The following is an 18,514-nucleotide window of genomic DNA, read 5'->3' on the forward strand; positions in this document are numbered from 1 at the left end:
TCCTAAGAAACACCCTCGATTGCCTGTAGGGTAAAACCAAATTCGGCGGCCCGACGGTGCAATCCCTTGACCACCCGATCGCGGTACTGCTGCTCGTAGTGATCGGCGCCAGGATCCTGATATTCCATACCAAAACGCATGGCGTTATAGAACAAGACCGCAATCTTGCGGGCCGTGGCGGTGACCGCCTTCGCTTTGCTGATGCGCGCTGACAACCGTCGGTAGAATGCCCCCAGCGCTGTATTTGTTCTGCCGATGGTCACCGCTGCCAGTCGTAGGTGGGCGGTGACTCGATTCTTGGTCTTGCGAGTATGAGCTGACAGTACCTTGCCACCACTGATCCGGCAGCCCGGAGCCAGTGTCAGCCATGAGGTGAAGTGTTGGGCCGTTCGCCAGCGACTCAGATCCGTTCCACACTCGGCCACCAGACGCAGTGCCAGGTAAGGGCCAATGCCATGGATCTGGGTCAGATCGATACCGACCAGTTGATAGAGCAAGGTGCGGACATCAAAGTTGAGTGCGTTCGGCTGCCGGGTACGGTGGCGAGGCTTGGGTAGCGCTTCGCTGGGACGGGGCTTACCACGAGAGAGTTGTTGCAAGCTTTGGGCAATCTGCTCATCACAGAGAGAAATCTGGGCCTGGTAGGCGTCATACATGGCCAGTGCCTGACTCAAGGCAAACACATGCTCGGGCTGGTAATTGCCAACCAGCGCACGTTGGATGGTTTCGACGCTCGACTGACAGCGCAAGTCGCGCATGGCGGCGAGCATCGTGGCATTTCGCTCTCCTGCGACAATGGCACGGATGATCCGCATACCGGTGGCGCCGGTGATGTCACTCACCACATGCTGCAATTGCAGGTTCATGTGAGTTAGCGCCTTCTGCATGTGCTGGATATGGGCCGCAGCGTAATCGAGGTGACGTTCACGTAGCCGCAGATAACTGCGCAGCGCGGCGATCTCCCGCTCAGGATGGAAGCTGGCGCGCAGTAGACCGCAAGCATGCAGGCGCTGGATCCATTGCGCATCGTTGACGTCAGTTTTGCGCCCAGGTACGGCCCGGGCATCCCGGGCGTTAGCCAAGATGACCTGTAAGCCATGGGTCTCCAGGATCTCGTACACGGGTATCCAATACACACCCGTTGATTCCATTGCCACGGTAGTGATCCCAAGCTCGACCAACCAAGCAGCCATACGCTCCAGGTCTGCCGTGAAAGCCTGAAAGGTTTGCACTGGTTCTTCGGCGAGCGCGGTGGGCACCGCAACCACATGGAACCGTGAACCGATATCAATGCCCGCGGCGCGGGCATGGATGATCGGCAAACCGTGTTCTGTGTTGTGCTTTTTCATGAATACCCCTCCATCACAAATAGTGCCGGACGGGGACTCGGATTCGATCACATTCCTAAACGGGGTCACCAAGGTGCCACCACTCACGGGTCCGCAGCTTCCCCTGGGTCAGGTTTTTTGACGGGGACTAAGCCTCCAAAAAGCAAACGACCACTGTCCGGTGAGATCAGTGTAGTGGACGTGTTTCTAATTCCATGGGCCACGGAGTGCCGGGGAGGCGGTTTTTTAGAATGTCCTTTTCACGTTCGAGCCGGTTGATACGGGCTTCCAGCTCCTGAATTTTTTGCTGCTCCGGAGTCAGTGCTTTGCCGATTGGGGTTGTGCCAGTTCGTTCGGATTGCAGTTGCTGAACCCAGCGGTGAAGTACGGTTTCACCGACATCCAGTGAACGGCTGGCTTCAGGGACAGAATATCCCTGGTCGAGCACCAGGGATGCGGCTTCGAGTTTGAATTCGGCAGTAAATGAGCGACGTAATCTTGTCATTGAACACCTCAGGTCATGGTGGCGACTGTACCACCTAAAAAGGTGTCCGGGATGATTAGACCACTACACAGCCTTCAAGGCTACGGTTGGAGCTCTGTCACACCATTAGATCCGAGCATTAGTAAAATAGGGGGCGAATCAAGTGCAGAATTTGACATTGTTAGTAATGGCGATCAACTGCTCTTCTCTGGCTTTTATTCATTACGGTTGAGTGCTGCTTGTATATAGCGATATTAGCGGTGTAGTTGCCCAAATAAGCCATCAAAGAATTTATTTCCCAGCCTCTAGTAATTGCTTAACTTGGGGCTTTATGATAGGTATGTCAAGAGTATTCAGCTTGTTTATAGCGCTTATATACGCCATAATTTCTCCCACTTGGTCGTTGTAGCTACGCAGACTGATATCCCGCTAGCAGTTTCATGAACCGATACATCGCCATTTCAGCCAGCGAGTGACTGTGATATACGATATCTTTTTCTAGGCTGTGTTCTAAATATGCTGGTTTTCAGTCCGCCAATAGCTACCGTAAGTAACGAGGGCAGAAAGCCAGCTTGATAAAAGCAGCAAAACTTCCCGCCAGCTTTTCATATTTCGTTGAGAGTCGGCCAAACTTCTTCAACCATCCGAAGCACCGTTCGACCACATTTCTACTACGATAACGAGCTTTGTCTAACACCAGTGGACGTCCCTTATGCAGCCGTTGCTGGCCGCAGAGCCGGAGAAAAGGTACGACACGTATAGTGCTTTATCTTGCTTTCATTATAAGCCAAAAAGAAAAGCTCAAATTAAAATATCTCAACTATGCTTCTTCTTTTAAATTAACCCTATTTTTATAGTTACTTACTGGTGCTTATTGGTTGATGGTATGCTCCAAGGTTATTTATTTATTTATTTATTTATTTATTTATTTATTTATTTATTTATTTATCGCGTTTTGGTGTTTTCCTTTTGGCTGGGCTGGGGTACCTTGTTGGAGTTCTTGTGTGTTTCCTTTTTGCGTGTTCCCCCCCCCCCGCACAAAATGCGTTTGTGGGGTGTGGGGGGGGCTTTCTTTAAATAATTTTATGTGGTCCCTTATATGGGGCTCCCGTTCTTAATTACCTGATAAATTCAGGTCTTTCTTTCATGTAAAGTTATTTTCCTGTGGTGACTGTGTAGCAAATATCTCTCATTGCCATGTTGACTTCATGGTGTTGCATCTTTCATTCTGATTGTTAAATTTTCCGGTTCCTAGGGAAAGCGAGTGGGGCAATAATTATCATGATATAGCTAGTGTAAAGAAAAGTAATAGGTTTAATATAGCAAATTTGATTTTCTGTTTTCCGCTTGCAGTTTGTTGTGTTGTGTTGTGTTGTGTTGTGTTGATTTCAATGCTATCTTTTCACCATACACTTACGCATTAACAATAACAATGTGCACGTATTTAGGCTCACTGAGATAGCATTTTTGGGGTGGCATTGTCCTAAAGTAGGTGCGTAGCGTAGAACGTATATTGAAAGAGTCAGTTGTAGTTTTTTCTATTACTGCTTTGGGGTGAAAGGGGGGGGGGGCTGTTAATTTGTACATACTGAATTTAAATGTCATTTGTGTGTCAGGGGTTTTGCTTGGCTAAAATTCTTTTAGTAAGCCCGCTGTAATGTGTCATCGGTGGTTCCCAAGTTTGTCAGACTAAACGGTTCATTTCATGATGCAATAAGCATCACAATCCCGCAGTTTTAGTATTATTTTGATGTATGTAGTATAATATTAATAGGTTGGGTTTTAGTTTTCCGTTTGATTGGTGAGTCAGATTTATGAGAAAAATAAAATTAGACATTAGGACAGGTATATTATTTGATGATGGCGCAAAGTATGGCTCCTTAAACTCCAGCGAGCGAAACATACTTAATGAGTTAATATCTGCTCAAGGCGACGTATGTGCTAAAGATAAGTTGTTGGAGGTCGGCTGGCCGGGGCGAGTTGTTGTTCCGGCCGCACTAAACATATCGATAAAGAATATTAGAAGTGCTTTGAAAAATGCTGACTTAGATAGAGCATTGGTCACCATACCTCGCAAGGGATATATGCTTGAGCCGGACATTATTTCTATTTATGAAGATAGATATAATCTGTCTACTTCATCTTTATCTTTAGATAGCGAGTCGGTCACGCATGAAGAAAATATTGAATTAGCGAAGACCTTATCGGGTGACATGCCAAACGATAATGTAGAGACAGAACTGATAAATAGTACGCCACCAGTATTTAATTTTAGATTTTTGTGTTTTATTGTGAGGAGGCTATCATTTTATATTTTATTGCTGTGGGCTTGCGGATCAGTCTTTTTGAGTATTTACATGTATGTTTTGACTCCTAAATTTGAGTGTTTTACCGTTGAAAAAGCTCTGTTTTGTGGTCGAGAACGCCTATCTATCGATGATATAACTGTACCAGTTTCTGGTGATAGTATCTATTGGTTTACTAGTGAGGTTGACGAAGATGAAATCGTTTTCCATAAAATTCGCTAAAATAGCTATTGTTTTTTGTTTGTTTTTTTCATCTTTAATGCCATTTTTAAATGGCTTGGGGTGTGATTTTTCATTTTACTATGAAGATGGGAAAATAATTAATCACGGGGTTTGTAGAGCTGGTGTTTTGGATGTGGTAATAAGTAATAAAGAATCCGGCTCTGTGGTTACTCAGAGAATGTTGTGGGGCGTGTTAGGTGAAGCCTTTTTTGGCTATATAATAAGTCGTGAAGTAGTTAAGCCACCGATAATTCCGGATAGCAGGACTGTACTTTTTGATGGTACTGGATTCATTGCAGGTAGGTATTATCTGGTTGGCGGTAATTTATTGGCTACATATATAAAGCACCCCGTTGAAATGGTAAGGTTAAATTATTTAAACGGTAATTTAGCCTTTAAAGTGGCTAAGTAATAACTTTTGGAAAATATTTTAAATTGTGTGTAAGATTTAGTGGCGACATTTCTATTTACTAAGTCAAAAATCCAATTTTTAATTTGGCACTTGAATTCGTTCTTTTCTGGGAGCAAGGACTATCCGTACTGGCGGCATGGTAATGGGGGGACAAAATCAATACCAGCCTAATTTACACAATTAGTTATCAGTAGGTCGACTCGTAGTAATTCTGAAGAGGTGTCATCCACCGGCACGTCATTTTCGAAATGTTTGTGTTTCAGAAACCATTCGTGATGCCCCATTACATATTCACGGATGTCAGCCAAGCCGCGACCTCCGGCCATGATGGCGATGGCGCACAAACTGCCGAACAAGATATCAAATAGCGGATAGACTACTTTGGCGCTTTGCTTATGATCGTGGATCTCGATGAAATGTTCTTTGATGCTGTCGATATCCATGCTTATGCCCTCAAAAAGAGAGCATAATAAAACACCACGATCTTCGGGGTCAACAACTTGATAAATTAGGAAAATGTTCATATTATTGCCCTGAGGTTAGGGTATAATTCAAATTTACATTGAATTGAAAGGAAATCATTTTGAAACCAAAGGCTGAACATATAAAAGGCTTCTGCGTGGCAGGGCTTCGTGTACGAACGAAAAACCTTGATGAGTTAAATTCTGAAAGTGCAAAAATCCCTGGGCTATGGACACGGTTCTATTCAGAGAAGGTGACAGAGCAGATCTCAACACGGTTACCAGATACTCCAATTTTTGGCGTTTACTCAGGTTATGAAACTGACTCTGCCGGCTTCTATAATTTAACCGTTGGTGTATCTGTTGATAAGTCAAACAGTGATTTTGAAAATATTTTTATTGAAGCTGGGGAATATCTCGTTTTTGAAGCAAGAGGGGCTATGCCCGATGCGATGATTCAAACCTGGTCTTATATCTGGTCTTATTTTGATCAGCATTCTGAGATATGTCGAAATTTTCTTACTGATTTTGAAGAGTATAGAGGACCAGAAGGAGCTCATATCTATATAGGAATTAGCGCTACATAATTTTTCCAAATTCCATTCCCATTAGTCTACGTTGTGGTTCAGCCCCAACATATACAAGGAATATGTCCAAAATTCATCAATATGCATATAACATATGTGCATATTAAGCTGTTCTAAAAATGTACTTAACGTGCATTTCAGCACGGTTGGGCTTCAGACCCCACATACGGTGAAATGTTGCGCCTCGGTCAGGGGGCAAAGAAGATTACGCGCTGGCTCTCAAGCTGTATCACCTGGCCGCTCAGTAAGGAGACCGCCAAGCTCAATACGGCATGGGGACACTGCTTGAGGAAGGCCTGTGGGCCCCGCGCAATCGAGTACATGCCTATGCCTGGTTCTCACTGGCGGCAACAGAGGAGATACCTGAGGCTGTTAAGGCCCGTGACTAGTTCGAAGCCACGATGACCAAGCCGGAAGCCAAACAAGCGTTAAAACTCTCTGAGCACTGGTTTGGCAAGATGTCCTCGCCCGCCAAGAAAAGCTAAAATAAGAACATTGAAAGAAGCGGCCCAACAAGGCAGCTTCTTTCCTATTTAGTTGGTGAATTACCGGATACAAACTCAGCCCAGGCATCCATCATGGGCCGACGTTGGTCCAGCAAGTCCGTGCGGTGGTAAGCTGCTTCCACTTTGTTCTGCACTGTATGGGCTAGCGCCCGTTCAGCCAGGTCCCTGGGGTAGCCCTGCTCACTGCACCAGTCTCGAAAGCTGGAACGAAAGCCATGAGCAGTAGCCATTCGGCCAGGAGTACAACTCTCAGCTTTGGCTCTTCTCAGAAACATCGTCAACACTGTGTCTGAGAGCGGCACCTGGTCTCTGGGAGAAGGGAATACCAACTCGTCATGTAATCCCCTTAACCCCAGCAGGATCTCGACGGAACGAAGAGATAACGGAACACGATGCTGTTGCTTGGCCTTCATACGCTCGGCAGGCAAGGTCCAGACCCTTGCCTCCAGATCCACCTCGGACCATTTCATTGAGCGGATTTCACCAGAACGGCAAGCGGTTAGGATCAAGAACTCCAGCATTGAGCGGGTTACATCGTCCTGTTGCGCAATTCTCAGGTGTTTGTGCACAAATGCTGGGATATCACGCCAAGGCATTGCAGGCTGGTGTTCTACTCTCATGGATTTTCTGGGTTGGGCCGGTAGTAAGTGGCCCACCACATCCACCGGGTTTGCGGAGGTATAGCCGTGAGCCCATGCCCAAGCCATGACGGCATGTAGTCGTTGCTTAACACGACTTGCCGTTTCCGGGATCGTCAGCCAGATAGGCTGTAATACGCTAGCGATATGAGCTGGAGTGATAGAATTAATGGATATAGTGCCAATAGTAGGAAAAGCATACTGCTCCAAGGTAGTGATCCATTGTTTACCGTGTTTGGTGTTCTTCCAACCTGGTAGCAAGCTTTTGTAGACTAATCTGGCTGATGCTTCCAACGTCGGGATCTTCGGCTTGTTCTGCTCTAGCAGCCGGGTCTCTAGCGGATCCAGATTTTTCGCCAGCTGTTCCCGCATTACCTGTGCGTTTCGAGCTGCATCAGCGATGGTGATCTCGGGGTAAGTCCCGAGGCCAGCATTACGCCGTTTCTTTGTCAGTGGGCTGACATAGCGAAATACCCACTTGCCTCTGCCCTTGGCGGTAGAAGGGTGTAGCGTCAAGCCTGTAACGCCACCGTGAGCAAGGGGTTTATCTTCCGGCTTGATGTTACGAGCTTTAGTATCGGTGAGGATTGCCATCAGGGAACCTCCTTGAGAATTGAATATGCCACGCAGTATGCCACCAAGCATGCGCAGTGGTAATATGTGATTGGGATGGATTGGACAATGCTTGGCTCTAACTTACTGATAGTAAATGGTGTGTTGGGTTTGTGTGGAGTTGATTGGACTTGATTGCGGCGGGCACCTCCTCCGCCATATTCAAAGAGAAAGCCCAAGCGGTCACCCGCTTGGGCTTTTTTGTATCTGGCATTTCAACTGACACGTCACATGGACGATGAAAATGGCTCGGGTTGTCCCTGAGCCATTTTCACCTTGAATGATGGCTTAGATCCGCCCCTGATAGCGAAGGGGGAAGCGGCCCTGACTGTCGGGCTGGCCGAGGAGGGGGAGCCCTTGCTGCATCTGCGGTGGCAGTGCCGGGCCCGGTTTCAGGGTGCCCTGGAACAGGTATTGGCCGTTGGGTTGCAGCTCGAGGCGACCCATGGTCTGCACCGCATCGGAGCCCTGCTTGAGTTCGGCCACCAGTTTGGAGTCGAGGCAGGTGAGTTTCAGCTCGGGGTCAGCCAGATCCAGCTTGCCCGCCGGGGTATCGGCGCTGGCGTTGTACCAGTCGAGGTTGCCGTAGAGGTTGTCACACCAGGGGTTGCCCTGGGCAAATTGCTCCACTTTGAGCTGCAGCTGGCCGGTGACGGAGATCGGGATTGGCAGGCGCATCGGCACCCGGCTCAGCAACCAGGGGGCGGGGGCGTTGAGGGTCAGATCCCGGCCGAAGGCGGCGCCATTCCAGCCGGCAACGCCCTGACCGTTCAGCCCGTTGCGATCGCCAAAGCGTATGGCTACTTCGGGGGCGAAGCGCAGCAGCGACCAGCCGTTGAGATCCCAGCGCAGCTGGTTCACCGATTCGCTGGCATATTGCAGTCGGGCAATCTGGCCACTCCAGAGGGTGCCGCTCACCCCTTCAAGTTTCAGCAGGTTGGCAACATTGGCAGGCAGCGGCAGATGGCGAGCCACCAGTGCCGCGGGCAGGGTGGCCAGCAGGAAGAGCAGATAGGCGGCCAGAAACAGGCTGGCAATCAGGATGCGTTTTTTCATTGTGGACGACTCAACTGCAAACGTCTGACCTTGACCAGACCCGGGGCCAGATCCTCGCGGGCGATCTCGATGATTTGAACCTGAATGCCGTGCTGCTCCACCAGCGTGGAGAGCCAGAGCAGCAAGTCATCGAACTGGACAGTGTCGATCCACACTTGCAGCTCCTGCGCCTGGGGTTGCAGCCGGGCAATCTTGATCTTGTGGTTGAAGGCGGTGCGGTTGACCACCCCTTCTAGGGTGCCGCTGGTGTCGATCTGGCGCCCCTGACCCCCCTGCATGGCCAGCACCTCTTCACCTTTCTCCTTGAGCCAGGCGAGGGTCTGCTGCTGGTTCTGCACCTGCCGCTCCCGCTCTGCGATGCGGTTGGCGATGGGCTGCCAGATGCTCCAGTAGAAGAGACCGACCAGCAGCAGAACGCCGCCTGCGACCACCAGCCGCTGTTCCCGTGCTGTGATGCCGTGCCACCAGCTCTGCAATTTTTCCATCATGATGATTTACCCTTGAGCACCAGTGCGCCCTCTACCTTGCCCTCGGTGCTGCGCACCTCGCCTTGCTGTACCTCGAATTGCTTGCCAGCCAGCTCACGGAACCGCTCGATCTCGGCGAAGCCGGGAGCGGTCACCTGCAGCCGCAGCTCGCGGCGACTGGCATCAAAGCGCATCACCTGTGGTTTCAGGCCGGGGACTTCGGCAAAGGTGGGGGCCAGCTCGGTGAGCATCAGCAGCACGCCGTTTTGCGGGGCCTGTCCCATCTGTTGCAGATGCTGGTTCATCTGGCTGCGCACGTTCACGATGCGGCTCTCCCCCGGGAAGATGCGGGTATAGACGGCACGGATCTCCGCTTTCAGCGCCTTGTCCTGCTCGGTGAGCTGATAGAGCTGTACCCCGCGCTGGCCGAGGGCCACCAGCAGCAACAGACCCGCGGTGATGGCTACCTTGCGCCACTGCAACCAGTAGCGGGCATATTCGGTCTGCGGCCGGTAGGAGCCGGTCAGCAGGTTGGCGCGGCAGGTGAGGGCCCCTTTGGCCAGCAGCAGCATGGGCAGCTCGGGCTCCGCCGCCTGCCAGTTGGCGGCGGCAATGGCGGGCACCGGTGTGTGGCTGTGGATGGTGACCGGCTCCGCTTCGGTGGCCAGCAACATGGCCAGCAGCGGCTCGTCGGCGACGATCCCCTGACAGGGGCCCTGGCGTACCAGCCACTCATTGCCGAGTTGCAGCGCAGACCAGCCATCCGCGGCCTGTGGTAGCGCCAGCACATCGGGCAGCAGTTGCAGGCTCTTGAGGCCAGCGGCATCGAGCCAGCCGAGCCACTCGCCCATCTTCTGCCGATCCACCGCCATCAGGTCGACCTGTTGCCCTTCGTGGGCCAGCACCACCAGATGGAGCTCGTCCACGTCGGAGGCGATCTGCTCCTCCAGCAGGTAGGGGAGGGCCGCCGCCGACTGGCGGTTGTAGCGACCCGGCAGGGTGACGCGCCGGAAGATCAGATCGCTGCCCGGCACCAGGGTGACCACGGGGCGGCCACCGGCCCGCTCCTGCAGCTCGCCCAGGGCATCGGCCGAAGGCAGGGTGCCGGAGGCGATGATCTCCTGCTCCTGACCGGACCAGACCAGCCAGGCCACGGGTTGTTGTTTATTGGTCCCCAGTCGGATGACCAGACTTTCGCTCACGCATCTCTCTCCTGCGATACCGGTTTGCAAAGGGCGTTGTGCGCCCTTGCAACCGGTGCGCAGCCCGCAGGCTGCATCCAACATCTCTCGTACCCGCAGGCGAGGGCCCGCAGGTGCGCTGTTTATTCGGCGCCGCTACTGAGGCGGCGCAGCATCACCAGTTTATTGTCCTTGCCCCGCTGGAACAGGGTTTCGAGCCAGGCCCGGTTGTCGCCGACCTCGGCCACGACTCGGGCTTCGAAGAAGTCGCTTTTCACCACCAGCGCATCTTTCAGCCCTTTCACCGAATCGACCGGAGCGAGCATGTCCGTCATCAGCTTGCTCTCTTTCCACCCCTTCTGTGGCCGCTCGTTCAGCACCCGCTTGGCGTCATCCAGCCCGATAGTGCCCAGATAGAGGGCAACCAGCAGCTCGGGGCGCTGGGGGGCAAGGGTATTGATATTGATCTTCAACTTGTCGTTGGGCAGGGTGCAGACATAGGGAGCCAGTTTGGCATAGACCCTTGCCGTCACCCCGCGCACCGCCCGCAGCTCATCCTTGCCCAGCATCCACTGGTTGGCGGTGAGGTAGGGTGGCTTGAGCCCCTCGTAATAGGCGTCCTCTGCACCAAGGCTGGAGACCAGCACAGTATCCTTGTCGGTCCAGTCACGGATGGCATCGGTGAGCTGGGCCGCCTCGTAATCATCCATCGCCAGCTGTTTGAGCAGTTCGCGAAACACTTGCACCGGATAGGGCTGCTGCGCCAGCTCCTCGCCGCTCCCCGCCTTGGAGGCCACGCTCAGGCTGTTGAGGTTGAAGCAGGATTGCAGGTCGGTCACCTCGCCCTTGAGCTTGCCATCGTCCACCGGAAATACAGTGTTCTTGCGGGCCCAGTTCTGGCTGAGGTTGACCACCTCGGGATTGTCCTTGAAATCCTGCGTCAGCACCTTTCTCACCAGCGCCTCTGCCGAGAGGGCATACCACCACGCCTGTTTGCCTGTGGTGATGTTGGCGGTGCGGCGCAGCTCAAGCTGCAGGCGGCCGCTCATATTGCTGGCGATGATCACCATCACCGAGAGGATCAGCAGCACCACCAGCAGCGCCATGCCGCGCTGGCGACCGGGAGCGGCGAGATTAGCCCGCATTGGCGCCCCCTCCGTTCTGGCTGTCACCATTACCGCCATTGGTATTGCCGTTGCCGCCGTTGTTCCCGTTGTTCCCGTTGTTGTTGCCACCTTGGTCGGGGTTGCTGCTCTGGCTGTTCTCTGCGGCGCGCTGGCCACCGGCACCAATCAGGAACTGGCGGCGAATGGTGCCGTAATCTTCCAGATCCAGCTCCACTGCCAGCCCGTGTGGCAGCACGCTGCGCTGGCTCCACTCCTCTTTCCAGTTGCCCTTGTCGAAGAAGTAGAGGCGAAACGCCGTGACTCCCGCCAGCACCGGCTGGATGCGTGGCTCGGTGCCGATCACCGGATCCGGATAGAGGTAGCTCAGGCGCTCCAGCTTCTGATCCTTGAGTCGCCAGCCGACCCGTTGCAGATGGGAGCGGGGCAGCATGCCGTCCGGGTTGAGCCAGCCGCTGCGCATAAAGGCCATGCCCCAGTCATCGCTCTGCTGGCCGAAGCGGGAGGCCGCCAGCAGCACCTTGTTGTTCTCCCCCTCGATGCGACCGCTGCGCGGCACCATCTGGGTGATGTCTCGCTCCAGCAGGGTGAAGGCGAGCTGCAATTCGTTGAGGCGGACCTCCTTGCGCTTGGCTACCTCGTCGCTGGTGAGCACCCCTTGCAGCACCTGATAGGCGCCCATGCTGAGAGTGGCGAAGATGGCGATCGCCACTAGCATTTCGAGCAGGGTGAAACCGGCGTGACGGACGGTACGAGGCGTGCGGGCGGATAGCTGAGTCATCGGCTGATATAGGTCCGCATCATGGCGACCGGGTTCTCGGCCTTGGCCTCGGTGCGCACTTCCATATCGAGCGCCCGGAAGTTGTTGTCGGCGGTGGCGACGCCGCGATAGCGCCAGTACCAAGTCTGCCCGGCCATCTGCTCATCCCCTTCCACCCAGCTGTCGCCGGGCCACTTGTTTTCGAGCTTCTGTTGCACCAGCTGGTTCTCTACCACCCAGGTGGCGAGTGTCTTCTGCTCCAGATAGTTGAGGGCCGAGAGGTGTTCGCTGGCGGTTTTCATTACCGCGAGACCCGCGATGGCAAAGACTGCCAGCGCCACCATCACTTCGAGTAAGGTCATGCCCCGGGCGTTCATCGTGCCACCTGTTGAGGGTGTGGTTGGCACAGCAGTAGCGCCACCATGACTCCTTTCTCAAACAACGTCATGCCGCGAGCGTTCATTCGCTCACCTCTTCATCTTCATCGCCGGTGAGCAGGGTGAGGCGGCCGAACTCGTCCCCCTTGACGATGCGGGTGTAGCGGGCATCGTCATCCTGCTGGGTGAAGGTGAGCACGAACGGGCTCAGCTCGCCGCCCGGGAAGATGAGCAACTGCGGCGTGCGCTCCTTCTCGTCGCGCTTCTGTTCGGTTTTCTCATCGGGATCCGGCTGCCAGCCAAAGCCTTCCAGCTCAAGTGCCAGCGTCATGTTCTCGGCCAGTTGCACCGGCCCCAGCTGCTTGTCGCCAGTCAGGGCCAGCCACTTGCGATCCTTGGCCTGACGCTGCATAAACTGCCAGCCGTTATCCTCGATGCGAATGCCTACCAGCCGACCATCCATCACCGCATACTCCTGCGCCAGCTGCAGCGTCGCCATCAGGCGACGCGCCTGCTTGTCCAGCTCCCGATCCCCTCTGGCGCCTCCCATGCTGAGGGTGACAGCGGTGGCCACCAGTCCCATCAGCATGGCGACCAGCAACACTTCCAGCAGAGTAAAGCCGGATTGGCGATAAAAGGAGAGAGATCGCTTCATGCAGTCAGCTCACAAGGAGTGCGGTGGCGACATATCACTTATTGGAAATCCTTCAGGTTCCAGTTGCCGATGTCATCATCGGTACCGGCTTCACCATCCAGACCCATGGAGAAGATGTCGATCTTGCCGAACTGGCCCGGGCTCAGCAGCTGGTACGGGTTGCCCCAGGGATCTTGCGGCAGGCGCTTGATGTAGCCGCCATCGCGGTAGCTGCGCGGCGCCGGATCGATGGAAGGCTTGGTCACCAGTGCATCCAGCCCCTGTTCGGTGGTCGGGTAGCGGTTGTTGTCCAGCTTGTACATGTCGAGGGCGTTTTCCAGCGCCACGATATCGGAGACCGCTTTCTGCTGGTCAGCCTTCTCCTTGTTGCCCATCAGGTTGGGCACCACCAGACTGGCCAGAATGCCGAGGATCACGATGACCACCATGACTTCCAGCAGGGTAAAACCGGATTGACGACGTTTGTTCATGAGTTGCTCCGTAACGAATGAGATGGGATGGCCCATCAGAGAGTGATCACTGGGTGGGTTCGACGGGCCGCCAGCGGCGCCACCGAACACCGGAAACTTACATATTCACCATATTGTTGAGCTCGAGGATCGGCTGCAGGATCGACATCACGATAAACAGCACCACCCCGGCCATGGAGACCACCAGCATGGGTTCGAACACCCCGAGGGCGATATTGACCTGGGATTCAAACTCCCGATCCTGGTTGTCTGCTGCCCGCTCTAGCATGCTGTCGAGCTCGCCGCTCTGCTCGCCGGAGGCGATCATGTGCAGCATCATGGGCGGGAAAATCTTGGTCTCGGTCAGCGACTTGCGCAGACTGGTCCCCTCGCGTACCCGTTCGGCGGCCTCTAGAATGCGCATTCTGGCAAAGTCGTTGGAGAGCACTTCGCCGGAGATTTTCATCCCCTCCAGCAGCGGCACCGCACTGGCGTTGAGGATGCTTAACGTGCGAGCGAAGCGGGCGGTGTTGAGACCGCGACTGACCCGGCCAATCACCGGCAGACCGAGCAGCACCTGATGCCAGCGTCGGCGGCGCTTTTCATCGGTGAGCCACCAGCGCCAGACAAAGCTGCCAAGGAAGATCAGCAGCAGGAACCAGAGGCCGTAGGCCTGCATCAGTTCGCTGGTGCCGATGAGAAAACGGGTGGTGCCCGGCAACTGCTGACCCATGTGTTCAAACTGGGCCACCACCTTGGGCACCACGGCGGTAAGCAGGATCGAGATAACCCCGATGGCGACGCAGGTGAGCACGATGGGGTAGATCATCGCCTGCAGCAGCTTGGTGCGCATATGCTGGCGTTGTTCGGTGTAGTCGGCAAGGCGGTTGAGCACCTTCTCCAGATGACCCGACTTTTCACCGGCCGCCACCATGGAGCGAAACAGCTGGTCGAACACATGTGGAAAGGCCCCCAGCGAGTCGGCCAGCGAATAACCTTCCACCACCTTGCTGCGCACGGTCGCCACCAGAGAGCGCAAGTGGGCTTTTTCGCACTGCTCGGCCACCGCTTTGAGCGCCTCTTCGATGGTGAGACCGGCCCCGACCAGGGTCGCCAGCTGGCGAGTGATGAGGGCCAGCTCAGCGGTGCTGGCACCGCGCCGAAACAGGGCGAAGCGGGTCGCCTCCCGTTTCGCCTTCTCGGTAGTCTCGTTCACCTCGAGGGGGGTGAGCCCCTGTTCGCGCAGCAGCTGCCGCACTTGGCGGGCCGAGTCGCCCTCCATCACGCCGCTCTTGCTGCGCCCCTTGTTGTCGAGGGCCTTGTATTCGAATGCCGCCATCTCAATCTTCCCGGGTCACGCGCAGTACCTCTTCGAGGCTGGTCTGCCCCTTGAGGACCTTGTCGATGCCGTCACGGCGGATGCTGGGGGTGTGGCCGCGGATCAGCCGCTCGATAGCGAGCTCGCCGCTGGCGCTGTGAATGGCTTCACGCACCGCTTCGTCGATCACCACCAGCTCGTGGATGCCGGTCCGGCCACGGTAGCCGGTGTGGTTGCACAGCTCGCAGCCGACCGGGCGCCACACCTGCTGATCGGGAGCCAGCTCGATGCCCATGGCGAGGCGCTCCTGCTCGGTGATGGGACGCGGGGCGCGGCAATCGGGGCAGAGGGTGCGCACCAGCCGTTGGGCCAGCACCGCCAAGAGCGACGAGGAGAGCAGGAAGGGCTCGATCCCCATGTCACGCATACGGGTGATGGCGCCGATGGCGGTGTTGGTGTGCAGGGTCGACATCACCAGGTGACCGGTCAGCGACGCCTGTACCGCGATCTGGGCGGTCTCGAGGTCACGAATTTCCCCCACCATCACCACATCCGGATCCTGACGCAGGATGGCGCGCAGGCCGCGGGCGAAGGTCATGTCCACCTTGGTGTTGACCTGGGTCTGGCCCACCCCTTCGAGGTCATATTCGATGGGATCTTCGACGGTCAGAATGTTGCGATCCCGCGAGTTGATTTCAGACAGCGCCGCATAGAGGGTGGTGGATTTACCGGAACCGGTCGGACCGGTGACCAGAATAATGCCGTGGGGCTTGCGAATAAGCTCGCTGATGATGGTGCGGTTGGCCGCGGTCATCCCCAGCTGCTTGAGCTCGAGGCGCACGTTGTTCTTGTCGAGCAGACGCAATACCACCCGCTCGCCGTAGCTGGACGGCATGGTGGAGACCCGCACGTCGACGGCGCGGCCGCCGATACGCAACGAGATACGGCCATCCTGCGGCACTCGCTTCTCGGCGATATCCATCCGCGACATCACCTTGATCCGGGAGACCAGGAGTGAGGCTAGCTTGCGATGGGGGCGCAGGATCTCCCGCAGTACCCCATCGATGCGAAAACGGATCACCAGTGCCCGCTCGAAGGTCTCGATATGGATATCGGAGGCCTCCTCCTTGATCGCCTCGCTCAACATGGCGTTGATGAGGCGAATGATGGGGGCGTCGTCATCGGCATCCAGCAGATCTTCGCTCTGGGGCAGCTCTTCGGCCAGGGCGAAGAAGTCCATCTCGTTGCCGAGATCTTCCATCAGCTGGCGCGCTTCGGAGGAGTCTCGCTGGTAGTGAGCCATCAGCAGCTCTTCGAAGGCCTCGTTGTCGAGTTGCTCCACCGCGAAGCTGCAACCCGCTACCCGCCGCACTTCCAGCAGGGCTTGCGGGGTGACGCCGGGGCGGCACTGCAGCACGGGGGCGCCGTCCCGCTCAATCAGGATCACCCCGAAATTGCGGGCAAAGACAAAGGGGAGCTCGGGCAGTGGCGCAGGCCCGACGCTTCCATCCAGATGGTAGGCACTCATCAGGGCTTACTCTGCACAAACGGGGTGGTGGTCTCGACAGTGTTCTGCTGTCTGCTCCGCATCTCGTTGATCTGCTTCTGGATCTCTTTTTGCAGCTCGGGCGACACCATCACATCCTGGCCATAGGCAGGCAATACCTGACGGGCGGGGGAGGTGAGATACCCCTCCTGCGAGGCGGCATTGAGCTGCTCGGCGCGGAACAGGCTGTATTTGTTGCTGGAGACACCGGTATAGACGTCCGCATCACGCAAGATGGTTGGCCGGATAAAGACCATCAGGTTGCGCTTGGAGGTGGTGTTGGAGGTGGAGCGGAACAGATAGCCCAGCACCGGGATATCGCCAAGCAAGGGCACCTTGGAGACCTGCTCCTTGGTCTGTTCGTCCATCAAACCGCCCAGCACCACAGTTTCGCCGCTTTTGACCAGCACCGCGTTCTTGACGGTACGGGTATCGAAAGTGGGGCCAAGGTTGGCAGTACCGGTCGCCTGGGTCTGGGCGACGCTGGAGACCTCCTGCTCGATATTGAGCAGCACCGAATCCCCTTCGTTGATCTGCGGGGTTACCACCAGCTTGGTGCCCACCGTCTTGCGCTCGATGGTGTTGAACACCTGATCGCTGGTGGTAGAGCTTTGCGAACCGCTCTGGACCGGGACCTCCTGACCGACGTTGAAGGAGGCCTCCTTGTTGTCCATGGTGACGATACTCGGGGTGGAGAGAATATCGTTCTTGGTATTGGAGGCCAGCGCCGTGGCCAGCATGGCCCAGTCGCCGTGATAGAAACCGGCGGCCATGCCGTTGAACTCTTTCAGCAGACCGGCAGCGGTGTCGGTCTTGCCATTCTGGTAATCCTTGCCCGCCGCAATGGCACTGCCGAGGGGCAGACCGGAGTTGGTGAACTGGGTGCCACCGCCGTTGGCATTGCCCCACTGGACGCCGAGGGTGAGGCCGTCGCCATCCTGCATCTCGACGATGATCGCCTCCACCAGCACCTGGGCGCGGCGGATATCGAGCTTGGCCACCACCTGCTCCAGTTCGGACATCACGTCCGGCTGGGCGGTGATGACCAGCGCATTGGTGGTCTCGTCAGCGGAGATGGCCAGCTTGCCACCGCCGATGCTGGCGCCACCTGTGGTTGCGCCGCCGCCCTTCTTATCGGCCTCGATGCTGGAGCTGACCCCCTTGAGCACCTCGACCATATCTTTGGCCTTGCCATATTTGAGGTAGAAGACCCGGGTGTTGCCCTGGCTTTGCAGGTCGCGGTCGAGCTGGCGCACCATCTGGATGATGCGGGCGCGCGCTTTCGGCTCACCACTCACCACCACAGAGTTGGTGCGCTCGTCGGCCACCACCTTGGGGGAGAGCAGCAGGGAGGCGGTGCCGCCCTGGGGGTTGCCATCCTTGTTGAGGTTGGTTACCAGCCGCACCATTTCACCCGCCGAGGCAAACTTGAGCTTGATGATGTCCACATCCTGATCGCCTGCGCGGTCGACCCGGTTCACCACCTCCACCAGACGGTTGACCACGGCGGCGCGGCCGGTGATCAGCAGCACGTTGGAGGGCTCGTAGTGCACCACGTTGCCACCACCGGCGTTGTCGTTGAGCTGGCGCAGCAGCGGTGCCAGTTCGCGGACCGAGACGTTGCGCACCGGCACGACTCTGGTCACCATCTCGTCGCCCATGCCCGGGTTGCTGCCATCCACCACCGGAATGGCGGAGGTCTTGGCATCCCGCGAGCGCAGCACCTTGAGCACCCCGTTGTCCATCGGCACCACGGCAAAGCCGTAGACGTCGAGCACGCTCAGGAAGAACTGGTAGTACTGCTCCTCATTGAGCAGGTCGTAGCTGCGCACGTTGATCTTGCCGCGCACCGAGGGCTCTATGATGATGGTTTTATTGAGGTTCTTGCCCACCGTATTGATGAACTCTTCAATGTCGGCGTTCTTGAAACTGGCAGAGTATTCGGTGGCCCAAGCTGAGCCCGCCATCATCAGTGCCGCTGCGATAGTGGCCAGACGCCAGCTTTTCCCTTTAGTGGTCATTATT

General features: G+C 55.8%; 15 protein-coding genes and 6 pseudogenes. 4 read left to right on the forward strand and 17 right to left on the reverse strand.

Annotation, left to right across the window (positions count from 1 at the left end; translation table 11 throughout):
• Nucleotides 1-2 precede the first annotated feature (2 nt).
• The 4 genes and pseudogenes from AB5Y71_RS14170 to AB5Y71_RS14185 form a co-directional block, all read right to left on the reverse strand.
• The gene (locus AB5Y71_RS14170) at nt 3-1,349 is read right to left on the reverse strand and encodes an IS110 family transposase (protein ID WP_368171845.1); all 1,347 of its coding nucleotides are present in this window, start codon (nt 1,347-1,349) and stop codon (nt 3-5) included.
• A gap of 223 nt (nt 1,350-1,572) precedes the next feature.
• Nucleotides 1,573-1,833, reverse strand: a pseudogene (locus AB5Y71_RS14175) (transposase); the annotation flags it as partial.
• Nucleotides 1,834-2,103: 270 nt separating this feature from the next.
• A pseudogene (locus AB5Y71_RS14180) lies at nt 2,104-2,296 on the reverse strand (hypothetical protein); the annotation flags it as partial.
• Between the two features lie 57 nt (nt 2,297-2,353).
• A pseudogene (locus AB5Y71_RS14185) lies at nt 2,354-2,572 on the reverse strand (transposase); the annotation flags it as partial.
• 1,054 nt (nt 2,573-3,626) lie between these two features.
• On the opposite strand from AB5Y71_RS14185, the gene AB5Y71_RS14190 reads away from it, so the two are divergent.
• Nucleotides 3,627-4,340 carry a transcriptional regulator gene (locus AB5Y71_RS14190; RefSeq protein WP_368171846.1) on the forward strand — a complete coding sequence of 238 codons (714 nt, stop codon included), beginning with the start codon at nt 3,627-3,629 and terminating at the stop codon, nt 4,338-4,340.
• Nucleotides 4,312-4,752 carry a hypothetical protein gene (locus AB5Y71_RS14195; RefSeq protein ID WP_201909930.1) on the forward strand — a complete coding sequence of 147 codons (441 nt, stop codon included), beginning with the start codon at nt 4,312-4,314 and terminating at the stop codon, nt 4,750-4,752. The genes AB5Y71_RS14190 and AB5Y71_RS14195 overlap by 29 nt, the downstream gene beginning before the upstream one ends.
• Nucleotides 4,753-4,955: 203 nt before the next feature.
• On the opposite strand, the pseudogene AB5Y71_RS14200 reads toward AB5Y71_RS14195, so the two are convergent.
• Nucleotides 4,956-5,195: pseudogene (locus tag AB5Y71_RS14200) on the reverse strand (transposase family protein); the annotation flags it as partial.
• Between the two features lie 140 nt (nt 5,196-5,335).
• On the opposite strand from AB5Y71_RS14200, the gene AB5Y71_RS14205 reads away from it, so the two are divergent.
• Together AB5Y71_RS14205 and AB5Y71_RS14210 are read left to right on the forward strand one after the other, a co-directional pair.
• Entirely contained in the window at nt 5,336-5,800 is a 465-nt protein-coding gene (locus AB5Y71_RS14205) for a GyrI-like domain-containing protein (protein WP_368171847.1), read from the forward strand.
• A gap of 162 nt (nt 5,801-5,962) precedes the next feature.
• A pseudogene (locus AB5Y71_RS14210) lies at nt 5,963-6,285 on the forward strand (hypothetical protein); the annotation flags it as partial.
• 44 nt (nt 6,286-6,329) lie between these two features.
• Here the strand turns inward: AB5Y71_RS14210 and AB5Y71_RS14215 are convergent.
• The 12 genes and pseudogenes from AB5Y71_RS14215 to exeD form a co-directional block, all read right to left on the reverse strand.
• Nucleotides 6,330-7,538, reverse strand: a complete 1,209-nt coding sequence (locus AB5Y71_RS14215) for a tyrosine-type recombinase/integrase (protein ID WP_368171848.1) — start codon at nt 7,536-7,538, stop codon at nt 6,330-6,332.
• A gap of 306 nt (nt 7,539-7,844) precedes the next feature.
• Nucleotides 7,845-8,612: a GspN family type II secretion system protein ExeN gene (exeN, locus tag AB5Y71_RS14220; protein WP_368171849.1), complete on the reverse strand. Its 768-nt coding sequence runs from the start codon at nt 8,610-8,612 to the stop codon at nt 7,845-7,847.
• Nucleotides 8,609-9,100 carry a GspM family type II secretion system protein ExeM gene (gene exeM, locus AB5Y71_RS14225; protein WP_204479835.1) on the reverse strand — a complete coding sequence of 164 codons (492 nt, stop codon included), beginning with the start codon at nt 9,098-9,100 and terminating at the stop codon, nt 8,609-8,611. The genes exeN and exeM overlap by 4 nt, the downstream gene beginning before the upstream one ends.
• Nucleotides 9,097-10,281: a GspL family type II secretion system protein ExeL gene (gene exeL / locus AB5Y71_RS14230; protein ID WP_368171850.1), complete on the reverse strand. Its 1,185-nt coding sequence runs from the start codon at nt 10,279-10,281 to the stop codon at nt 9,097-9,099. The genes exeM and exeL overlap by 4 nt, the downstream gene beginning before the upstream one ends.
• Nucleotides 10,282-10,403: 122 nt before the next feature.
• Nucleotides 10,404-11,405 carry a GspK family T2SS minor pseudopilin variant ExeK gene (exeK, locus tag AB5Y71_RS14235; RefSeq protein ID WP_368171851.1) on the reverse strand — a complete coding sequence of 334 codons (1,002 nt, stop codon included), beginning with the start codon at nt 11,403-11,405 and terminating at the stop codon, nt 10,404-10,406.
• Between the two features lie 115 nt (nt 11,406-11,520).
• A pseudogene (gene gspJ / locus AB5Y71_RS14240) lies at nt 11,521-12,165 on the reverse strand (type II secretion system minor pseudopilin GspJ); the annotation flags it as partial.
• Nucleotides 12,162-12,521 (reverse strand): GspI family T2SS minor pseudopilin variant ExeI, encoded by a 360-nt coding sequence (gene exeI / locus AB5Y71_RS14245; protein ID WP_058057786.1) that lies wholly within the window; start codon nt 12,519-12,521, stop codon nt 12,162-12,164. The gene exeI and the pseudogene gspJ, both read right to left, overlap by 4 nt.
• A gap of 82 nt (nt 12,522-12,603) precedes the next feature.
• A complete protein-coding gene (gene exeH / locus AB5Y71_RS14250) occupies nt 12,604-13,176 on the reverse strand; it encodes a GspH family T2SS minor pseudopilin variant ExeH (protein WP_368171852.1) in 573 nt (190 codons plus the stop codon).
• A 38-nt stretch (nt 13,177-13,214) separates the two neighbouring features.
• Nucleotides 13,215-13,646, reverse strand: a complete 432-nt coding sequence (exeG, locus tag AB5Y71_RS14255) for a GspG family T2SS major pseudopilin variant ExeG (protein ID WP_005338297.1) — start codon at nt 13,644-13,646, stop codon at nt 13,215-13,217.
• A 97-nt stretch (nt 13,647-13,743) separates the two neighbouring features.
• Nucleotides 13,744-14,964 (reverse strand): GspF family T2SS innner membrane protein variant ExeF, encoded by a 1,221-nt coding sequence (gene exeF / locus AB5Y71_RS14260; protein WP_005338296.1) that lies wholly within the window; start codon nt 14,962-14,964, stop codon nt 13,744-13,746.
• 1 nt (nt 14,965) lies between these two features.
• Nucleotides 14,966-16,471 carry a GspE family T2SS ATPase variant ExeE gene (exeE, locus tag AB5Y71_RS14265; protein WP_005338295.1) on the reverse strand — a complete coding sequence of 502 codons (1,506 nt, stop codon included), beginning with the start codon at nt 16,469-16,471 and terminating at the stop codon, nt 14,966-14,968.
• A complete protein-coding gene (gene exeD / locus AB5Y71_RS14270; protein WP_005338294.1) occupies nt 16,471-18,510 on the reverse strand; it encodes a GspD family T2SS secretin variant ExeD in 2,040 nt (679 codons plus the stop codon). Before exeD ends, exeE begins: the two co-directional genes overlap by 1 nt.
• Between the last annotated feature and the right edge of the window lie 4 nt (nt 18,511-18,514).

It is taken from the genome of Aeromonas sp. R9-2, from assembly GCF_040908025.1.
GTDB classification, from domain to species: Bacteria; Pseudomonadota; Gammaproteobacteria; order Enterobacterales; family Aeromonadaceae; genus Aeromonas; species Aeromonas veronii.

What these genes read in the sequence shown, in the direction of transcription:
- AB5Y71_RS14170 (WP_368171845.1), bottom strand. Translation starts at nt 1,349, where the DNA reads ATGAAAAAGCACAACACAGAACACGGTTTGCCGATCATCCATGCCCGC.
- AB5Y71_RS14190 (WP_368171846.1), top strand. Translation starts at nt 3,627, where the DNA reads ATGAGAAAAATAAAATTAGACATTAGGACAGGTATATTATTTGATGAT.
- AB5Y71_RS14195 (WP_201909930.1), top strand. Translation starts at nt 4,312, where the DNA reads ATGAAATCGTTTTCCATAAAATTCGCTAAAATAGCTATTGTTTTTTGT.
- AB5Y71_RS14215 (WP_368171848.1), bottom strand. Translation starts at nt 7,538, where the DNA reads ATGGCAATCCTCACCGATACTAAAGCTCGTAACATCAAGCCGGAAGAT.
- exeN (WP_368171849.1), bottom strand. Translation starts at nt 8,612, where the DNA reads ATGAAAAAACGCATCCTGATTGCCAGCCTGTTTCTGGCCGCCTATCTG.
- exeM (WP_204479835.1), bottom strand. Translation starts at nt 9,100, where the DNA reads ATGATGGAAAAATTGCAGAGCTGGTGGCACGGCATCACAGCACGGGAA.
- exeK (WP_368171851.1), bottom strand. Translation starts at nt 11,405, where the DNA reads ATGCGGGCTAATCTCGCCGCTCCCGGTCGCCAGCGCGGCATGGCGCTG.
- exeI (WP_058057786.1), bottom strand. Translation starts at nt 12,521, where the DNA reads ATGAACGCCCGGGGCATGACCTTACTCGAAGTGATGGTGGCGCTGGCA.
- exeH (WP_368171852.1), bottom strand. Translation starts at nt 13,176, where the DNA reads ATGAAGCGATCTCTCTCCTTTTATCGCCAATCCGGCTTTACTCTGCTG.
- exeG (WP_005338297.1), bottom strand. Translation starts at nt 13,646, where the DNA reads ATGAACAAACGTCGTCAATCCGGTTTTACCCTGCTGGAAGTCATGGTG.
- exeF (WP_005338296.1), bottom strand. Translation starts at nt 14,964, where the DNA reads ATGGCGGCATTCGAATACAAGGCCCTCGACAACAAGGGGCGCAGCAAG.
- exeE (WP_005338295.1), bottom strand. Translation starts at nt 16,471, where the DNA reads ATGAGTGCCTACCATCTGGATGGAAGCGTCGGGCCTGCGCCACTGCCC.
- exeD (WP_005338294.1), bottom strand. Translation starts at nt 18,510, where the DNA reads ATGACCACTAAAGGGAAAAGCTGGCGTCTGGCCACTATCGCAGCGGCA.